The organism is Bradyrhizobium sp. MI1.3, assembly GCF_055811695.1.
On sequence record NZ_JBVVPQ010000017.1, the window covers coordinates 115834 to 132467 of the forward strand.

Below are 16634 nucleotides of genomic sequence, written 5' to 3' on the forward strand. Positions count from 1 at the left end.
TCGGGGGTTGCACCGGGCCTTTTGGGCGCGGGCCTATGCTGTGGCGGGGTTTTTTTTTTTCACCCCCACGCTGCCTACGTTTTGGGGGGGGGGGGGGGGGCCCCCCCCCCCCCCACCCCCCCCACTTCCGTCACCGCAGAAACTAAAGAGGTGGGTTACGCTCCGCTAACCCACCCTACCGTTCCGAGCGCTGGCTACGCCCTCGCCGAGATCGCCGCTGCTTCCGCTGCGGCGCGCTGCATGCTGGTCGACATCTCGTTGGTCACCGTGCTTTGCTCTTCGATTGCCGCCGCCGTCGACGTCACATATTCGCTGACGTTGCTGATGGCCGTCTTGATCGAAGCCAGGGCGGTGACGACGTCTCCGGAGATACCGTTGAGGCTACCGATCTCAGCGCCGATCTTGTCGGTGGCCTGCTTGGCCTGGTTGGCGAGGCTCTTGACCTCCGAGGCCACCACCGCAAAGCCCCGACCGGCTTCGCCGGCGCGGGCGGATTCGATGGTGGCGTTAAGTGCCAGGAGGTTGATCTGCCCGGTGATGTTGTTGATGAGCTCGACGATCCCGCTCATCGCCAGCGCCGCTTCAGTGAGGCGCTGGGCCTGGGCATCAGCGGAAGCGACCTGCTCCACCGCGCTCATCGCGGTCTCGCGCGATTTGGTCATGGCCTCGGAAATCTCCCGCACTGAGGCGTTCAGTTCCTCCGAACCCGCGGCGACCGATTCCATCATGCTGCGGACGCGCTCGTTGCCCATGCGGACCAGCACCTGCTTCGTGACGTCGGTCGCATATTTCACGACCTTGAACGGCTTGCCGTTGAGATCCATGATCGGGTTGTAGGAGGCCTGGATATAGACCTCCTTGCCGCCCTTGCCGATGCGCTTGTATTCGGCCGCCTGGTACTGGCCGCGGTTGAGCGCGGCCCAGAACTCGCGATAGCCATTGCCATCGCGCTCCGAGGGCTCGACGAACATGCTGTGGTGCTTGCCTTTGATCTCCGCCAGCGAATAGCCGAGGGCACCGAGGAAATTGGCATTGGCGGTGATGATCGTGCCGTCCATGTTGAACTCGATCACCGCCTGCGCCTTCTCGATCGCCGCGATCTGGCCGGCGAGATCGGCGGTCTTCATCTTCTCGGCGGTGACGTCGGTGGCGAACTTGGCGACGCCAAAGGGCTTGCCGTTCTCATCGAGTAGCGGATTGTAGGAGGCTAGAATCCAAACCTCGCGGCCGCCCTTGCCGATGCGCTTGAACTCGCCAGCCTGGTATTCGCCGCGGTTTAGCTTGGCCCAGAACTCGCGATAGGCCGCGCCGTCGCGCTCGGCCTGGGGCACGAACAGGCTGTGATGCTTGCCCTGGATCTCGGCAAGCGAATAGCCGAGCGCCTTGCAGAAATTCTCGTTCGCGGTGACGATGGTGCCGTCGAGCTTGAACTCGATCACGGCCTGGGCGCGGCCCACAGCAGCGATCTTCGAAGCGTCCGTCATGCTCCGGATCTTCTTCTCGGTGATTTCGGTCGCAATCTTGGCGACCATCACCGTCTTGCCGTCGCCGTCGAGCACCGGATTGTAGGATGCTTCGATCCAGATCTCGCGGCCGCCCTTCGCGATCCGCTTGAACTCGCTTGCCTGATACTCGCCGCGGTTCAATGCGGCCCAGAACGCCTTGTACTCGGCGCTATCGCGCTGATCGGCCGGCATGAACATGGCGTGCTTCTTCCCCTTGATTTCGTCGAGGGAATAGCCGAGGGCATTCAAGAAATTTTCGTTGGCGTGAAGGATCGTGCCGTCCATGGCAAACTCGATCATGGCCTGCGAGCGCCCGATGGCTGCGAGCTGAGCGTCCGCGTCGTTGCGGGACTTGCGACCAAACATCAGTGAATCTCCAAAATCATGAAATTGCGTGACGGGATCAGGGGACGTGACGGCGCGGCACACGCACCGAATTCCAATCGAAAATTCCGCCGGTAAACTCGCGTTGCGAAGACCGAGGCGGGTACGCAAGATGATTCAATACCTATAAGACTCGAATAAAGTGCTAACGAATTCTGGGAAAGGCGATGGCCGACAAAGCAGCCTAAAGCTGTACGACGGCACGCCTTACACGCTGCTCGGTCCGCGCTGAATTGAAATGGCCTTGGTCCTTCAGGGGTTTGAAGGAAAGCGTCTCGTGATCGGTCATGGCGAGTTTGCTACGGAAGAATCCGGCGACGCCGTGCCGCATGTCCGTAGTGTCACGGTGCTTGCCGCGCCTTGTGCAACGTACTGCGCCCGATCCCCCATAGAGTAAGGTTCCAAACGATGCATGTGGCGAGTGCAATCCCAAGACCGATGGCTGAACCGAACCATTCCACCGCCACGTGCATTGTGGCGATCGCCATGCCGAATCCGAGCAGGCCCCAGGCGGAGTTGGCGAGCACGGCAGCAGTCGGAGGGCCGCCGATGCGGGGATGCAGGATCACCATGATGCTGGAGAACACCACCGGGTACAGCGCGATGATGCCGCTGATCCGGGGACCGACCCAGCCCGAGGTCGAGACGACGATCGCGACCAGGGTCGCGACCAGCGCAGCCCGCATCGGCACGTCATACCAGCGCCGCGTCACCAGCGGCATCTTCGCGTGGCGATAGCCCGCGAGCAACGGAATGCAGATGCCGAACGCGATCAGATTGGCGGCGAGCCCGGCGGTGAGCGGCCAATCGAACTGCTTGATGATCGATGCGAACACGATCCAGACTGCGACCGCGCTTCCGCAACTTACCAGAAGGCTACGCCGCTGTGCCAGCACCACATAGGTAACGCACATGAAGATCGTCGCTGCATTGACCGGCAAGCTCGACAGTGCGCCCTGCACGATGAAGGCGGCATCGTGGTCGAACGCGAGGAAGACGTAGGATGGTCCGGCCGAGACCGGCAAGGTCGCGACCAGCGCTCCGATCACCGGCCCTGAGCGCTCGGTGATGATCGACGCCGTCACGACGAACGCCGCCGCGACCATCATGCGCAGAACGAGGATGAGGATGAAGTGGAGCTCGGGGGACATTTTTTTCTTTGTCGTCCCGGGCTTCGCCGAGACGACACTAATTGTGGGGCGAGCGGCCTTCGCTCGCTACATCCGCTGCATCGAGACCGAAACCTTCGGGCCGTTCTTGATGGTCTGGTAGACCACGCAATAGCGTTCGGTCAGCTTGAGCAGCAGGTCGAGCTTGTCTTGCGGCGCATCAGTGTCGACCTCGAAGCGCAGACGGATCTCGGCGAAGCCGACCGGGGTCTCCTTGTCGACGCCGAGCGTGCCGCGGAAATCGAGATCGCCCTCGGCGTAGACGTTGCCGGTCTTCAAGGGCACCTCGATCGCGGTCGCGACCGATTTCAGCGTGACGCCGGCGCAGGCGACCAGCGCCTCGAGCAGCATGTCGCCGGAGCAGAGCTCGAGGCCGGAGCCGCCGGTTGCGGGATGCAGGCCGGCCATTGCGATGGCGCGGCCGGTCTCGACCTTGCAGGCGATGCCTTCGCTGTCGGTCGAGCCCTTGGCCTTCAGCGTGATCATCGCGGTCTTGGGATCGGTCTTGTAGCGCTCCTTGATCGGGGCCTGCATCTGGCGCAGTTCTGCGGCGTCCATCTTGTTCTCTCCCGGAAAAATCGTCTCTACGAAGTACCGGCTTGCGATGTACCGGCTCAGAGAGAAATTGTCACCACCACATGGCCTGACCGGGACCCTGGGTTGCGTCACGGTCGGGCACGTTGCGGTCGAGCGAGCGGTCGAGTGACGTCAGCACACTTCGCTTGAAATTCTCGAACAGCGGCGCATTGCGGTCGCGTGGCCGGCCGAGATTGATCTCGATCTGATCAAACAGCCGGCCCGGCCGCGGTCGCATCACCAGCACGCGGTCGGCCAGCACCACGGCCTCGTCGACGTCATGCGTGACGAGGATGAGCGTCGGCCGCGTGTCGGCCCAGAGATCGAGCAGATGATCCTGGAGGTCCCTGCGGGTGAAGGCATCGAGCGCCGAGAACGGCTCGTCGAGCAAGAGCACCTCGGGCTGCGGCACCAGGGCGCGGGCGATCGCGACGCGCTGTGCCTGCCCGCCCGAGAGTTCGCGCGGCCAGGCCTGCGCTTTCTCGGCGAGCCCGACACGCTCCAGCGCACGCGCCACCTTTTCACGCCGCTCGGTCGCGGGCCCATCGGCAAGACCAAAGCCGATATTGTCAGCGACGCTGAGCCAGGGCAGCAGCCGCGGCTCCTGGAAGATGATGCCGATCTTGGCATGCGGCGCGGCGATCGCCTCGTTGTCCAGCGTCACCGTGCCCGAGCTTGCGCGGTCGAGGCCCGCAATGGCGCGCAGCAGCGTGGACTTGCCGCAGCCCGAGCCGCCGATGATGGCGACGATCTCGCCTTGCCTGATCTCGGCGGAAAAACGCGCCAGCGCCTGCACGCCGTTGGGATAGGTCTTGCTGACCCGATCGAGCGCCAGCATCGCCCTATGCTCCCGTCGTACGCCCGAAGGCGTCCTGCCAGCGCAGGAAGGGCGCAGCCGCGATCTCGATCAACCAATCCGTGAGCTTGCCGAGGATCGCGAAGATCACGATGGCGGCGAGGATCTGCGCGGGCTTGCCGAGCTGCTGGCCGTCGAGCAGGAGATAGCCGAGCCCTTCGGACGCGCCGATCAACTCGGCCGCCACCACGAACATCCAGCCCAGACCAAGACCGACGCGCAAGGACACGACATAGGCCGGCAGCACCGCAGGCAGCAGGATACGGCGGATCATGGCAGGTCCGGAGAGACGGAAGGTGCGACCGACCTCGACGATCTTGCGATCGACCATGAGGATCGCGCCCATCACGCCGAGATACACAGGGAAGAACACGCCGACCGCGATCAGCGCAATCTTGGAGGTCTCGAAGATGCCGAGCCAGAGGATGAACAGCGGCACCCAGGCCAGCGATGGAATTGCGCGCAGCGCCTGCACGGTCGGATCGAGCAGCCGCCGCGCCAGCGACCAATAGCCGGAGATGGCGCCGAGCAAGGTGCCCGCGACCACGCCGAACGCAAAACCAAGACCGACGCGCCACAGTGTCGCGGCGATGTGACGGACCAACTCACCGGAGCGGGCAAGATCAGTGATGGTGGCGAACACGCGCGAGGGCGGCGGCACCAGCCGGCCGTTGGACCAGCCGCGCCAGACCAGGAACTCCCAACCGAGCGCGAGGGTGAGCGGCAACAACACACCCAGTATCGGCCGTGCATAGCGCGAGACCCGCGAAGGCGCGGCGGCGCCTTCAGCCGGTTCCGCGGTTTGTTGCAGCACTGGCGCGTCGGAGATCATGGCCGGTAGGAAGCGCGTCTTGTGCAAGATTGCAACACTACTCTTGCCACGCCCTCCGCTGCTTTTCCCTGCTCCCCTTGCGGGAGAAGGTGGCGCGAAGCGCCGGATGAGGGGTTCTCTCGGCTCGCAATACTGATCGTGAGGAAAGAACCCCTCACCCGCCTCGCTTCGCGAGGCACCCTCCCCCACAAGGGGAGAGGGAAAGAGCCCCTCAATTCGTTGGCAACGGCACCTGGTCGTCGATCAACGCATCCAGCGTCGCCTTCACATCGACCTTGGCGTCGACGACGCCGGCCTGTTGCAGTGCGAGGCCAGCGGCGAGGATCGATTCACGCTGGGGCGCGCCGATGCGGCTGTGAGTGAGCTCGGTGCGCTCCTTGAGCTGCTTGTCGACGACAGGCTCCGGCAGCTTGGTCACGGCGATGAAGGTCTTCTTGAGCTCGTCGTAATTCGCCAGCGAATATTTGCGCGCCTCTTCGTAAACGGCGAGCACGCGGCGGGCGGCGTCCGGATAGTCCTTCAAAAACTGCTCGCGCACATTGAGGATGCCCCAAGTGTTGGCCTCGGCCTTGCGGTAGAACAGTTTCGCGCCATCCTCGACCTCGGCCTGCGCCATCATCGGATCCAGCCCGGCCCACGCATCGACGTCGCCGCGGATCAGCGCGGTCTTGCCGTCGGCGTGCTGGAGCAGCACCGGCGTGATGTCCTTTTCGGTGAGACCTGCGCCAAGCAGCGCGCGCACCAGGAAAATATGCGGATCGGTGCCGCGCGTCACCGCGACGCGCTTGCCCTTGAGGCCGGCCACATCGGCGATCTTGGAATCCTTTGATGTCACCAACGCCGTCCATTCGGGACGCGAATAGACGTAGATCGACTTGATCGGGTTGCCGTTGATACGTGCGACCAGCGCCGCCGAGCCCGCGGTCGAGCCGAAATCGATCGAGCCCGCATTGAGGAATTCGAGCGCCTTGTTGGAGCCGGCCGACTGCACCCAGGTGACGGTGATGCCGTCCTTGGCGAACTCCTTTTCCAGGAGCCCCTTCTGTTTCAGGACCATCGACACCGGATTATAGGTCGCCCAGTCGATACGGATTTCCTTGAGTGGATCCGCCGCCCGCGCCGCGGGGGACACGGCAAGAGCGACCGCTCCCGCCAGCAGTATGCGTCGTGTAATCCTGGTCATGCCCGGCCTCCTCGAAACTTCATTGTTTTTCAATGAGTTACATCTAGAGGTCAACGAGAAAATCCGCCCCTCGAAAGCGCGCCGGCCGAGAACAGCTTTACCCAAAGCCGCACCTTTCCAGCATGGAACGACTATTGCGAGAGAATGGCGGGTGACAGCGCCTGCCGCCTCTTATATCCGGTGAGACATGGACAGCGTCGCGACTGAGCACAAGGCCGAGGTGGACGATCGCTTCGACACCGCGCGGATCACCGCCGCGGTCGATGCGCTTGCCGAGAAGCACCAGGGACGCGAGGACGCGTTCCGCACCGCCATGGCGCAACTGCTCAAGGCCGAGCTGATTGCGTCGCGCGCCGCGGCACAGACGATCCTGCTGAAGGACCGTCACGGCCGGCGCTGCGCCGAGCGGCTGTGCCACGTGCAGGACGAGATCATCCGCATCCTGTATTCGGCCGCGACCCGCCATCTCTACCGCTCGCCGATCCCGAGCGGTGCCGAGCGCATGGCGGTGGTGGCGACCGGCGGCTATGGCCGCGGCCTGATGGCTCCCGAGTCCGACATCGATCTGCTCTTCATCCTGCCCTACAAGCAGACCGCCTGGGGCGAGCAGGTCGCCGAGGCCATCCTCTATTGTCTTTGGGACATGGGGCTGAAGGTCGGTCACGCCACCCGCTCGGTCGACGAGTCGATCCGGCAGGCGCGAGGCGACATGACCATCCGCACCGCGATCCTGGAGACGCGCTTTCTTACCGGCGACCGGCCGCTCTATGACGAGCTGGTCGCCCGCTTCGACAAGGAGGTCGTGCAAGGCACTGCGTCGGAGTTCGTCACCGCCAAACTCGCCGAGCGTGAGGAGCGGCATCGCCGCGGCGGTCAATCGCGTTATCTGGTCGAACCCAACGTCAAGGACGGCAAGGGTGCGCTCCGCGACCTGCACACGCTGTTCTGGATCGCAAAATACGTCTACCGCGTGAGCGACACCGACGAGCTGGTCGACCGCGGCGTGTTCGACGCGCAGGAATACCGCACCTTCCGCCGCTGCGCCGACTTCCTCTGGTCGGTACGCTGCAATCTTCACTTTTACTCCGGCCGCGCCGAAGAGCGCCTCTCCTTCGACCTTCAGCGCGAGATCGCGGTCCGGCTCGGCTACACCTCGCACCCCGGCATGCAGGACGTCGAGCGCTTCATGAAGCACTACTTCCTGGTCGCCAAGGAAGTCGGCAACCTCACTGCCATCCTCTGCGCCAAGCTCGAGGACCAGCAGGCCAAGCCCGCGCCGGTGCTGAGCCGGATGATGGCGCGGCTGCGCCCCACCGCGGCGAAGCGGCGGGTGCCCGACAGCGACGATTTCATCGTCGACAACAACCGCATCAACGTTGCGGCGCCCGACGTGTTCAAGCACGATCCGGTCAATTTGATCCGGATCTTCCGCCTGGCGCAGAAGAACAATCTCGCCTTCCATCCGGACGCGATGCGCGACGTGACGCGTTCGCTTGGCCTGATCAACGCGCAGATGCGCGAGAATCCCGAGGCCAACCGGCTGTTCATGGAGATCCTGACGTCCGACAACGCGGAGATCGTGCTGCGGCGGATGAACGAGACCGGCGTGCTCGGCCATTTCATCCGCGCCTTTGGCAAGATCGTCTCGATGATGCAGTTCAACATGTATCATCACTACACCGTCGACGAGCATTTGATCCGCTGCGTCGGCTTCCTTCAGGACATCGAACGCGGCGGCATCGAGGAATTCGCGGTGGCGAGCGACCTGATGCGCAAGATCCGGCCGGAGCATCGCTCCGTGATCTACATCGCGACGCTGCTGCACGACGTCGCCAAGGGCCGGCCCGAGGACCACTCGATCGCCGGCGCCAAGGTGGCGCGACGGCTCTGCCCGCGGCTCGGCTTCAGCCCGGCCGACACCGAGCTCGTGGCCTGGCTGATCGAGGAGCATCTGACGATGTCCACGGTCGCACAATCGCGCGATCTCTCCGACCGCAAGACCATCGAGAATTTCGCCGCCGTGGTGCAGTCGGTCGAGCAGATGAAGCTCTTGACGATCCTGACCACCGCGGACATCCGCGGCGTCGGCCCGGGCGTGTGGAACGGCTGGAAGGCGCAGCTCTTGCGCTCCCTCTACTACGAGACCGAACCGGTGCTGACGGGCGGCTTCTCGGAGGTTGACCGCGGCAAGCGCCTCACGGCCGCATACGCCGAATTCCGTAACGCCTTCGCGGAATGGCCGGCGGAAGAGCTCGACGCCTATATCGGCCGGCACTATCCGGCCTATTGGCTCAAGGTCGAGCTGCCGCGCAAGATCCGCCATGCGCGCTTCGTCCGTGCCAGCGAGCAGGCCGGCCACAAGCTTGCGATCAATGTCGGCTTCGACGAGGTGCGTGGCGTCACCGAGCTGACCATCTTCGCCGCCGACCATCCCTGGCTGCTGTCGATCATCGCGGGTGCCTGTGCCTCGGCCGGCGCCAACATCGTCGATGCCCAGATCTACACCACGACCGACGGTCGCGCGCTCGACACCATCTCGATCTCCAGGGAATACGACCGTGACGAGGACGAGGGACGGCGCGCCACGCGCATCGGCGAGATGATCGAGGACGTGCTGGAAGGCAAGCTGCGTCTGCCCGAGGTGGTGGCGCGGCGCACCGTGCGCGGCAAGGCGCGGCCGTTCGTGATCGAGCCGGAAGTGACGATCAACAACCAATGGTCCGACCGCTACACAGTGATCGAAATGTCCGGCCTCGACCGGCCCGGCCTGCTCTATGAGCTGACCACCGCGATCTCGAAGCTCAACCTCAACATCGCCTCGGCCCATGTCGCGACCTTCGGCGAGCGCGCCCGCGACGTGTTCTATGTCACCGATCTCCTGGGCGCGCAGATCAGCGCGCCAACACGCCAGGCCGCGATCAAGAGCGCGCTGACCCATGTGATGGCCGGCGACAAGGCGGTTCAGCCGGCGGCGTGAGGGCGGCTGCGCACCTCTCTCCTCGCGTCGTTCCGGGGCGTCGCGCAGCGGCGAACCCGGAATCCATCGTGCCACTGGTGACGCGGAGAAATGGATTCCGGGTTCGCGCTACGCACGCCCCGGAATGACCACAGGCGGATATCTAAACCGCCACGCCTTCATGCCGGAGCAACCAACGCTTGCGCGCGAGGCCGCCGCCATACTTCACCAGAGAACCATCGGCGCCGATCAGACGGTGGCACGGCAGCACCACGCTGATCGGGTTGGAGCCGTTGGCATGGCCGACGGCGCGAATGGCTTTGGGCATGTCGATCCTGGCAGCGAGCGCGCCGTAACTCATCGTGGTGCCGGCAGGGATTTGCGTCAACGCATTCCAGACCTTCTGCTGGAACGACGTGCCGGCGATGCGCCAGGCGATGCCTGAGAGCTGGCCGAGGTCGCCGTCGAAATAGCCCGACAGCGCGGTCCGCATGGCCGCGGGCGCGGGTTGGTCACTCAGATCCACCACACCGTAATGCAGGCGCAAGAGCTCGCGCATGCGGTGCTCGTAATCCTCCCAGTCGAGCGCGCGCAAGGCGCCCGCGGCGTCGGTGACCAGCAGCGCAATCCCGATCGGCGTCGCCAGCCGATCGAGGCCGAAGGTTACAGGTGGGTTGGTCGGTCGCGCGGGCATTGCAGCACCATGGCATCGAAACACGCCATCGCACTTGCCACGCCCACCGTGCTAACGTCCACCCGAAAGCTGACGCTGGGGGAGCTCAACTTGATCTGGATCGCGAATATTTTGGTGGCGCTGGTCGCCGCACTGCACGCTTACTTCCTGATCCTGGAGATGTTTCTCTGGGACAAGCCGCAGGGCTTGAAGGTCTTCCGCAACACGCCGGAGAAGGCAGCGATCACAAAGGTGCTGGCCGCCAACCAGGGGCTCTATAACGGCTTCCTGGCCGCAGGCCTGGTATGGGGGCTGGTGCACGGCAATCCGGCCTTCGCGTTCCAGATCAAGGCGTTTTTCCTGCTTTGCGTGATCGTGGCCGGCGCTTATGGCGCAGCGACCGTTAGCACGCGCATCCTGATGGTGCAGGCGCTGCCGGCGGCGCTCGCACTGTCAGTCTTGTTCCTGACCTGAGACGCCATAGCGCGGCGCCGCGATCCTTGCGCGTCGCCTGCCGTTCCTCCACAATCTGCGACAGCGATGGCGACCGTTGGCAATCAACGGGACAAGACCGTCGGTCGGAAATTCCGTCAGGAGGAACAACCCCACATGAGCAATCGCAGAGCCTTCATCACTGCCACGGCGGCGCTCGCCTTCGCGTTCTCCGCCAACCAAGCTCTCGCCCAGAAGAAATACGACACCGGCGCGAGCGACACCGAGATCAAGATCGGCCAGACCGTGCCGTTCTCCGGGCCCTATTCCGTCTACGCCAATATCGGCAAGACCCAGGCCGCCTACTTCAAGATGATCAACGATCAGGGCGGCATCAACGGCCGCAAGATCAATCTGATCCAGTATGACGATGCCTATTCGCCGCCGAAGACGGTCGAGCAGGTGCGCAAGCTCGTCGAAGGCGACGAGGTGCTGTTCACCTTCCAGATCATCGGCACCGCCGCGAACGCCGCCGTGCAAAAATATCTCAACGGCAAGAAGATCCCGCAGCTGCTGGCCTCGACCGGCGCCGCGCGCTTCAACGATCCGCAGAACTATCCCTGGACCATCGCCTATAATCCCAACTACGTGTCCGAGGGACGCATCTACGCCAAGTACATCCTCAAGGAGCATCCGAACGCCAAGATCGGCGTGCTCTACCAGAACGACGATATGGGCCGCGACTATCTCGCCGGCCTCAAGAGCGGTCTCGGTGACAAGGCCGCCGGCATGATCGTCGGCGAAGTCTCCTACGAAGTCACCGATCCGACGGTGGACTCGCAGGTGGTCAAGCTGAAGTCGTTGGGCGCCGATCTTTTCTATGATGCCTCGACACCCAAGTTCGCGGCGCAGGCGATCAAGAAAGTCGCCGAGCTCGGCTGGACGCCGGTGCACATTCTCGACATCAATGCGAGCCCGATCTCGGCGACGCTGAAGCCGGCCGGCCTCGAGATCTCCAAGGGCATCATCTCGACCCAATACGGCAAGGAGCCCGGCGATCCCCAGTGGAAGGACGATCCGGGCGTGAAAGCCTTCTTCGCCTTCATGGACAAGTATTTCCCCGAAGGCGACAAGCTCAATACCGTCAACACCTATGCTTATTCCGTCGCCGAATTGCTGACGCAAGTGCTGAAACAGTGCGGCGACGACCTGTCACGTGAGAACGTGATGAAGCAGGTCGCCAACATCAAGGACTTCACCCCGAGCTTCGCGCTGCCCGGCATCAAGATCAACACCGGGCCGAACGACTACCGCGTCAACAAGCAGATGCAGATGATGAAGTTCAACGGCGAACGCTGGGAGCTGTTCGGCCCGATCATGGAGGATGCGGGTCCAGCGGGTTAGTTACTGGGTAGGGTGGGTTAGCGCAGCGTAACCGACCTTTTTGATTTCCGCGGAAACAGAAGTGGTGGGTTACGCCCAGCGGACTGCGCTTTGCGCAGCCGCAAGGCTAACCCACCCTACGAACTGAGACGTTGCGTATCCTACGAACTGCGGGCGCACGCCCAACTTGCGTTGCAACAACGCCTCATCCACACTCGCCCTCAGCGGTGACATCAGGTGCGCATGAGCGCACCCGATTGATCACCGGCAATAAACAATGAGGAAATGCGAATGAGGAATGGAATTCTGCATCTGGCCACTGCAACGGCGCTGACCCTGGCGCTGTCGATGCCGGCGGCCAATGCCCAGAAGAAATATGATCCGGGTGCCAGCGATACCGAGATCAAGGTCGGCCAGACGATGCCGTTTTCTGGACCGGCGTCGGCCTATTCGTCGATCGGCAAGACCCAAGCCGCCTATTTCAAGATGATTAACGACCAGGGCGGCGTCAACGGCCGCAAGATCAATCTGATCCAGTATGACGACGCCTACTCGCCGCCGAAGGCCGTGGAGCAGATTCGCAAGCTGGTCGAGAGCGACGAGGTCCTGCTGACCTTCCAGATCATCGGCACGCCGGTGAACGCAGCCGTGCAGAAATATCTCAACTCGAAGAAGGTGCCGCAACTGTTCGCGGCGACCGGAGCCTCGAGGTTCACGGATCCGAAGAACTTTCCGTGGACGATGGGCTTCAACCCCAACTACTTCGTCGAAGGCCGCATCTACGGACAGTACATCCTGAAGGAGCATCCGAACGCCAAGATCGGCGTGCTCTATCAGAACGACGACCTCGGCAAGGACTATCTGAACGGCATCAAGGCCGGTCTCGGCGACAAAGCTGCCAAGATGATCGTGACTGAAGCTTCCTACGAAGTCTCCGATCCGACTGTCGATTCGCAGATCCTCAAGATCAAGGACGCCGGCGCCGATCTGTTCTTCAGCGCCACCACGCCGAAGCAGGCGGCGCAGGCGATCAAGAAGATCGCCGAGATGGGCTGGCATCCGGTGCAGATCGTTGACATCAACGCCACCTCGGTCGGCGCGGTGCTGAAGCCAGCCGGCCTCGACGCCGCCAAGGGCCTGATCAGCGTCAATTACGGCAAGGAACCACTCGATCCGACCTGGAAGGACGATGCCGGCCTTAAGAGGTATTTCGACTTCATGGCCAAGTATTATCCTGATGGCGACAAGGACTCGAACTTCAACACCTACGGCTACAGCACGGCGCAGCTGCTGGTCCATGTGCTGAAGCAGTGCGGCGACGACCTGACGCGCGAGAACGTCATGAAGCAGGCCGCCTCGCTGAAGGACGTGACCAGCGACACCGCGCTGCCCGGCATCAAGGCCAATACCTCACCGACCGACTACCGCGTCAACAAGCAGCTTCAGATGATGAAGTTCAACGGCGAACGTTGGGAGCTGTTCGGCCCGATCATTGAGGATGCGAGTCCGGCGGGTTAGTTCTCGGAAGCAACTGCCTCAACGCCGTCATGGCCGGGCCAGCCCGGCCATGACGGAAAATCAATCCGGCACCTCGCCAAAGTTCTTTCCCACCGGCAGCACCGCGTGCCGAATGAGCCGTGAGTCCTCCACCGCGGCCTGCCGGTGCTTCACCGCTTCGCGATAGACGGGGTCGCGGATCATCTCGACGAAGGCGGCGACGCTTGGGTATTCGGCGATGAAGCAATGGTCCCAGCGCTCAGTCTCCGGGCCGATCAGCATCAGCTCGAATTTGCCCTGCCAGACGATGCGGCCGCCGAGGCGTTCGAACACCGGGCCGCTCTCGCGGCCATAGGCCGCATAGGCTTCCGCGCCGCTCGTCTTGCGGCCGTCCGGATAGGCCGCCTCCTTGCGCAAGCGCACCAGGTTGAGCATGTGGATCGGGCCGGGGCGGTCGTTCTCCCGGAACTGCGAAAAAATCTCCTTGGTCGGATCGATGTGGCCCATGCGTGCTCCCTCTTGTTTATGCCGGCGATCCTAGCTCCGCCGGCAAACCAGCGGAACTGCGGCCAGCGAATGCCGCACCTCCTAATCGCGCGTTAAGCTCTGGGTAACCGGGCCTTAAACAGCGACCGCTAGCGTGCGGCGGGGCGGGCTGACCGGGCGTTTGCGTATGGGGTTGGGAAAGAAAAAGGGTGGGCGGAAGGAGCCATTGTTCGGCTTGCCTGCGGCACTCGCCGATCTGCGCTTGACCGCGGCCGACCGCATTCCTGGCGGCGATGACAAGCCGAAGAAATCAACGAAATCATCCGCCAAACGCAAGAGCGAGGATGCCGGCGACGAGCCGCCGCGCGAGCGGAAGGCGCCGGCCGGCCGCGGCAGTGCCAAGCGGCGATCCAGGTCACGCATCGGCGCGAGCCTTGGCCGCCTCGTCTATTGGGGCGCGGTGCTGGGCCTGTGGGGCGCGATCGCCGTGATCGGCGTCGTGATCTATGTCGGCGCTCATTTGCCGCCGATCCAGTCGCTGGAGATCCCCAAGCGGCCGCCGACGATCCAGATCGTCGGCATCGACGGCAGCATGCTGGCGCAACGCGGCGAGATGGCCGGCGCCAACGTCTCGCTGAAGGATCTGCCGCAATATCTGCCCAAGGCGTTCATCGCCATCGAGGACCGCCGCTTCTATTCGCATTTCGGCATCGATCCCGTAGGCATCCTGCGCGCGCTCGTCACCAACGTGCTCCATCGTGGCGTGTCGCAGGGTGGCTCGACGCTGACGCAGCAATTGGCGAAGAACCTGTTCCTGACCCAGGAGCGCACCATGGCGCGCAAGCTGCAGGAAGCGGAGCTCGCGATCTGGCTGGAGCGCAAGCATTCCAAGAACGAGATCTTGGAGCTCTATCTCAACCGCGTCTATTTCGGCTCCGGCGCCTATGGCGTCGAAGCCGCCGCGCAGCGCTATTTCGGCAAGTCGGCCAAGAACGTCACCGTCGCGGAGGCCGCGATGCTGGCCGGCCTCGTCAAATCGCCTTCGCGGCTCGCGCCGAACCGCAACCCCGAGGGCGCAGAAGCGCGCGCGAAAATCGTGCTCAATGCGATGGCGGATGCCAAATTCATCACCGAAGCGCAGGCGCAGGCCTCGATCGGCCAACCCTCCTACAATGTGAAGCCGGTCGGCGCCGGCACGGTCAACTACGTCGCCGACTGGATCGGCGAGGTGCTGGACGATCTGGTCGGCCAGATCGACGAGAGCATCAAGGTCGAGACCACGATCGATCCGAAGCTTCAGAGCGTGGCGGAAGCCGCCATCATCGACGAGCTGGCGGCCAAGAGCGTGAAATTCAATGTCAGCCAGGGCGCTCTGGTGGCGATGACGCCGGACGGCGCGGTTCGCGCCATGGTCGGCGGGCGGAATTATTCCGAGAGCCAGTACAACCGCGCCGTCACCGCCAGGCGCCAGCCGGGCTCCTCGTTCAAGCCCTTCGTGTACCTGACCGCGCTCGAACAGGGGCTGACGCCCGACACGGTCCGCCAGGACGCGCCGATCGAGGTCAAGGGCTGGAAACCTGAGAACTACACGCACGAATATTTCGGCGCGGTGACGCTGACCCAGGCGCTCGCGATGTCGCTCAACACGGTCGCCATCCGCCTCGGCCTCGAGGTCGGGCCGAAGAACGTGGTGCGCACCGCGCACCGGCTCGGCATTTCCTCGAAACTCGAGCCCAACGCCTCGATCGCGCTCGGCACCTCCGAAGTCTCGATGGTCGAGCTGGTCGGCGCCTATGCACCCTTCGCCAATGGCGGCTTCGCGGCGACGCCGCATGTCGTCACGCGGATCAGGACGCTCAGTGGCAAGCTGCTCTACATGCGCCAGGCGGACGAGCACAACCAGGTGGTCGACCCGCGCTATGTCGGCATGATGAACGCGATGATGCGGGAAACGCTGATCAGCGGCACGGCCAAGAAGGCGGAGATCCCCGGCTGGCCGGCGGCCGGCAAGACCGGCACCAGCCAGGACTACCGCGACGCCTGGTTCATCGGCTACACCGCCAACCTCGTCACCGGCGTGTGGCTCGGCAATGACGACAACTCGCCGACCAAGAAGGCGACCGGCGGCGGCTTGCCGGTCGAAGTCTGGTCGCGCTTCATGAAGACGGCGCACGAGGGCGTGCCGGTCGCAGCCTTGCCGAGCTCTCCCGGTGGCTGGGGTCTGTCGAACCTCGCGCAGGCGACGTCGCAAGTGTCGCCGCCAACAGCGGCAGCGCCCGCACCGGCACCCGCCAGCAACGGCGGCTATCGTCCGCCGCCGACGCGCGCCAATGCGCGTCCGGAAGCAGCCGCAGGACTCGATGGCTGGCTGATGGACCGGCTGTTCGGCGGAAATCGCTAGGTTCTGCTTGAGGTCCGCGTGACCTCAAAACGAAACTGCGAAAACAACCCCATGCACAGTAGCCGAGGATAACGAAATCAACGACTTGCGCGGGCAGCACAGACGCTTGAATCGCGCGCGCCGCTGTCATTCCCCGCGGAGGCGGGCAATCCAGTACGCCGCGGCTTCTCGATTCAATAACAACTGTCTCTGGAATACTGGATCGGGGGGGGGGGGGGGGGGGGGGGGGGCGGGTGGGGGGGAGGGGGGGGGGGGAGGGGGGAAACCCCCCCCCCCCCGGGCAAAAAATGGGGTAAGTGTG

The 16634-nt window shown here is 63.7% G+C and carries 13 protein-coding genes; 5 read left to right on the plus strand and 8 right to left on the minus strand.

Features of this window, described 5'->3' with window-relative positions; genetic code table 11:
- Positions 1–194: 194 nt before the first annotated feature.
- From AC0L3A_RS15295 to AC0L3A_RS15320, 6 genes are all read right to left on the minus strand, one after another.
- Entirely contained in the window at positions 195–1871 is a 1677-nt protein-coding gene (locus AC0L3A_RS15295; RefSeq protein WP_007598150.1) for a methyl-accepting chemotaxis protein, read from the minus strand.
- Between the two features lie 359 nt (positions 1872–2230).
- Positions 2231–3040 carry a hypothetical protein gene (locus tag AC0L3A_RS15300; protein ID WP_007598151.1) on the minus strand — a complete coding sequence of 270 codons (810 nt, stop codon included), beginning with the start codon at positions 3038–3040 and terminating at the stop codon, positions 2231–2233.
- A gap of 66 nt (positions 3041–3106) precedes the next feature.
- On the minus strand, positions 3107–3616 hold the full coding sequence (locus AC0L3A_RS15305) for an OsmC family protein (RefSeq protein WP_212303282.1): 510 nt from the start codon (positions 3614–3616) through the stop codon (positions 3107–3109).
- A 70-nt stretch (positions 3617–3686) separates the two neighbouring features.
- The gene (locus AC0L3A_RS15310) at positions 3687–4472 is read right to left on the minus strand and encodes an ABC transporter ATP-binding protein (protein ID WP_219679787.1); all 786 of its coding nucleotides are present in this window, start codon (positions 4470–4472) and stop codon (positions 3687–3689) included.
- Positions 4473–4476: 4 nt separating this feature from the next.
- The gene (locus AC0L3A_RS15315) at positions 4477–5322 is read right to left on the minus strand and encodes an ABC transporter permease (RefSeq protein WP_007598155.1); all 846 of its coding nucleotides are present in this window, start codon (positions 5320–5322) and stop codon (positions 4477–4479) included.
- A gap of 211 nt (positions 5323–5533) precedes the next feature.
- Positions 5534–6505 (minus strand): aliphatic sulfonate ABC transporter substrate-binding protein, encoded by a 972-nt coding sequence (locus tag AC0L3A_RS15320; RefSeq protein WP_007598156.1) that lies wholly within the window; start codon positions 6503–6505, stop codon positions 5534–5536.
- Positions 6506–6692: 187 nt separating this feature from the next.
- On the opposite strand from AC0L3A_RS15320, the gene AC0L3A_RS15325 reads away from it, so the two are divergent.
- A complete protein-coding gene (locus tag AC0L3A_RS15325) occupies positions 6693–9482 on the plus strand; it encodes a [protein-PII] uridylyltransferase (protein ID WP_007598158.1) in 2790 nt (929 codons plus the stop codon).
- Positions 9483–9624: 142 nt separating this feature from the next.
- On the opposite strand, the gene AC0L3A_RS15330 is transcribed toward AC0L3A_RS15325, so the two are convergent.
- A complete protein-coding gene (locus AC0L3A_RS15330) occupies positions 9625–10155 on the minus strand; it encodes a methylated-DNA--[protein]-cysteine S-methyltransferase (RefSeq protein WP_007598160.1) in 531 nt (176 codons plus the stop codon).
- A gap of 9 nt (positions 10156–10164) precedes the next feature.
- Here AC0L3A_RS15330 and AC0L3A_RS15335 point away from each other — a divergent pair, with 9 nt between their 5' ends.
- The 3 genes from AC0L3A_RS15335 (at position 10165) to AC0L3A_RS15345 (ending at position 13467) form a co-directional block, all read left to right on the plus strand.
- Positions 10165–10608: a DUF1304 domain-containing protein gene (locus AC0L3A_RS15335; RefSeq protein ID WP_007598162.1), complete on the plus strand. Its 444-nt coding sequence runs from the start codon at positions 10165–10167 to the stop codon at positions 10606–10608.
- Positions 10609–10743: 135 nt separating this feature from the next.
- Positions 10744–11970, plus strand: a complete 1227-nt coding sequence (locus tag AC0L3A_RS15340; protein ID WP_473254669.1) for an ABC transporter substrate-binding protein — start codon at positions 10744–10746, stop codon at positions 11968–11970.
- 270 nt (positions 11971–12240) lie between these two features.
- Positions 12241–13467: an ABC transporter substrate-binding protein gene (locus AC0L3A_RS15345; RefSeq protein WP_007598165.1), complete on the plus strand. Its 1227-nt coding sequence runs from the start codon at positions 12241–12243 to the stop codon at positions 13465–13467.
- A 60-nt stretch (positions 13468–13527) separates the two neighbouring features.
- Here AC0L3A_RS15345 and AC0L3A_RS15350 read toward each other — a convergent pair whose 3' ends face one another.
- Entirely contained in the window at positions 13528–13953 is a 426-nt protein-coding gene (locus AC0L3A_RS15350) for a DUF1330 domain-containing protein (RefSeq protein ID WP_007598167.1), read from the minus strand.
- A 166-nt stretch (positions 13954–14119) separates the two neighbouring features.
- Here AC0L3A_RS15350 and AC0L3A_RS15355 point away from each other — a divergent pair, with 166 nt between their 5' ends.
- Positions 14120–16333, plus strand: coding sequence for a transglycosylase domain-containing protein (locus tag AC0L3A_RS15355; RefSeq protein ID WP_473254671.1), 2214 nt, complete (start codon positions 14120–14122; stop codon positions 16331–16333).
- The last annotated feature ends 301 nt before the right edge of the window (positions 16334–16634 follow it).

Coding starts and splice junctions, on each gene's coding strand:
- AC0L3A_RS15340 (WP_473254669.1), top strand. CDS start 10,744: ATGAGCAATCGCAGAGCCTTCATCACTGCCACGGCGGCGCTCGCCTTC.
- AC0L3A_RS15345 (WP_007598165.1), top strand. CDS start 12,241: ATGAGGAATGGAATTCTGCATCTGGCCACTGCAACGGCGCTGACCCTG.
- AC0L3A_RS15295 (WP_007598150.1), bottom strand. CDS start 1,871: ATGTTTGGTCGCAAGTCCCGCAACGACGCGGACGCTCAGCTCGCAGCC.
- AC0L3A_RS15330 (WP_007598160.1), bottom strand. CDS start 10,155: ATGCCCGCGCGACCGACCAACCCACCTGTAACCTTCGGCCTCGATCGG.
- AC0L3A_RS15305 (WP_212303282.1), bottom strand. CDS start 3,616: ATGGACGCCGCAGAACTGCGCCAGATGCAGGCCCCGATCAAGGAGCGC.
- AC0L3A_RS15355 (WP_473254671.1), top strand. CDS start 14,120: ATGGGGTTGGGAAAGAAAAAGGGTGGGCGGAAGGAGCCATTGTTCGGC.
- AC0L3A_RS15315 (WP_007598155.1), bottom strand. CDS start 5,322: ATGATCTCCGACGCGCCAGTGCTGCAACAAACCGCGGAACCGGCTGAA.
- AC0L3A_RS15320 (WP_007598156.1), bottom strand. CDS start 6,505: ATGACCAGGATTACACGACGCATACTGCTGGCGGGAGCGGTCGCTCTT.
- AC0L3A_RS15350 (WP_007598167.1), bottom strand. CDS start 13,953: ATGGGCCACATCGATCCGACCAAGGAGATTTTTTCGCAGTTCCGGGAG.
- AC0L3A_RS15310 (WP_219679787.1), bottom strand. CDS start 4,472: ATGCTGGCGCTCGATCGGGTCAGCAAGACCTATCCCAACGGCGTGCAG.
- AC0L3A_RS15325 (WP_007598158.1), top strand. CDS start 6,693: ATGGACAGCGTCGCGACTGAGCACAAGGCCGAGGTGGACGATCGCTTC.
- AC0L3A_RS15300 (WP_007598151.1), bottom strand. CDS start 3,040: ATGTCCCCCGAGCTCCACTTCATCCTCATCCTCGTTCTGCGCATGATG.
- AC0L3A_RS15335 (WP_007598162.1), top strand. CDS start 10,165: ATGGCATCGAAACACGCCATCGCACTTGCCACGCCCACCGTGCTAACG.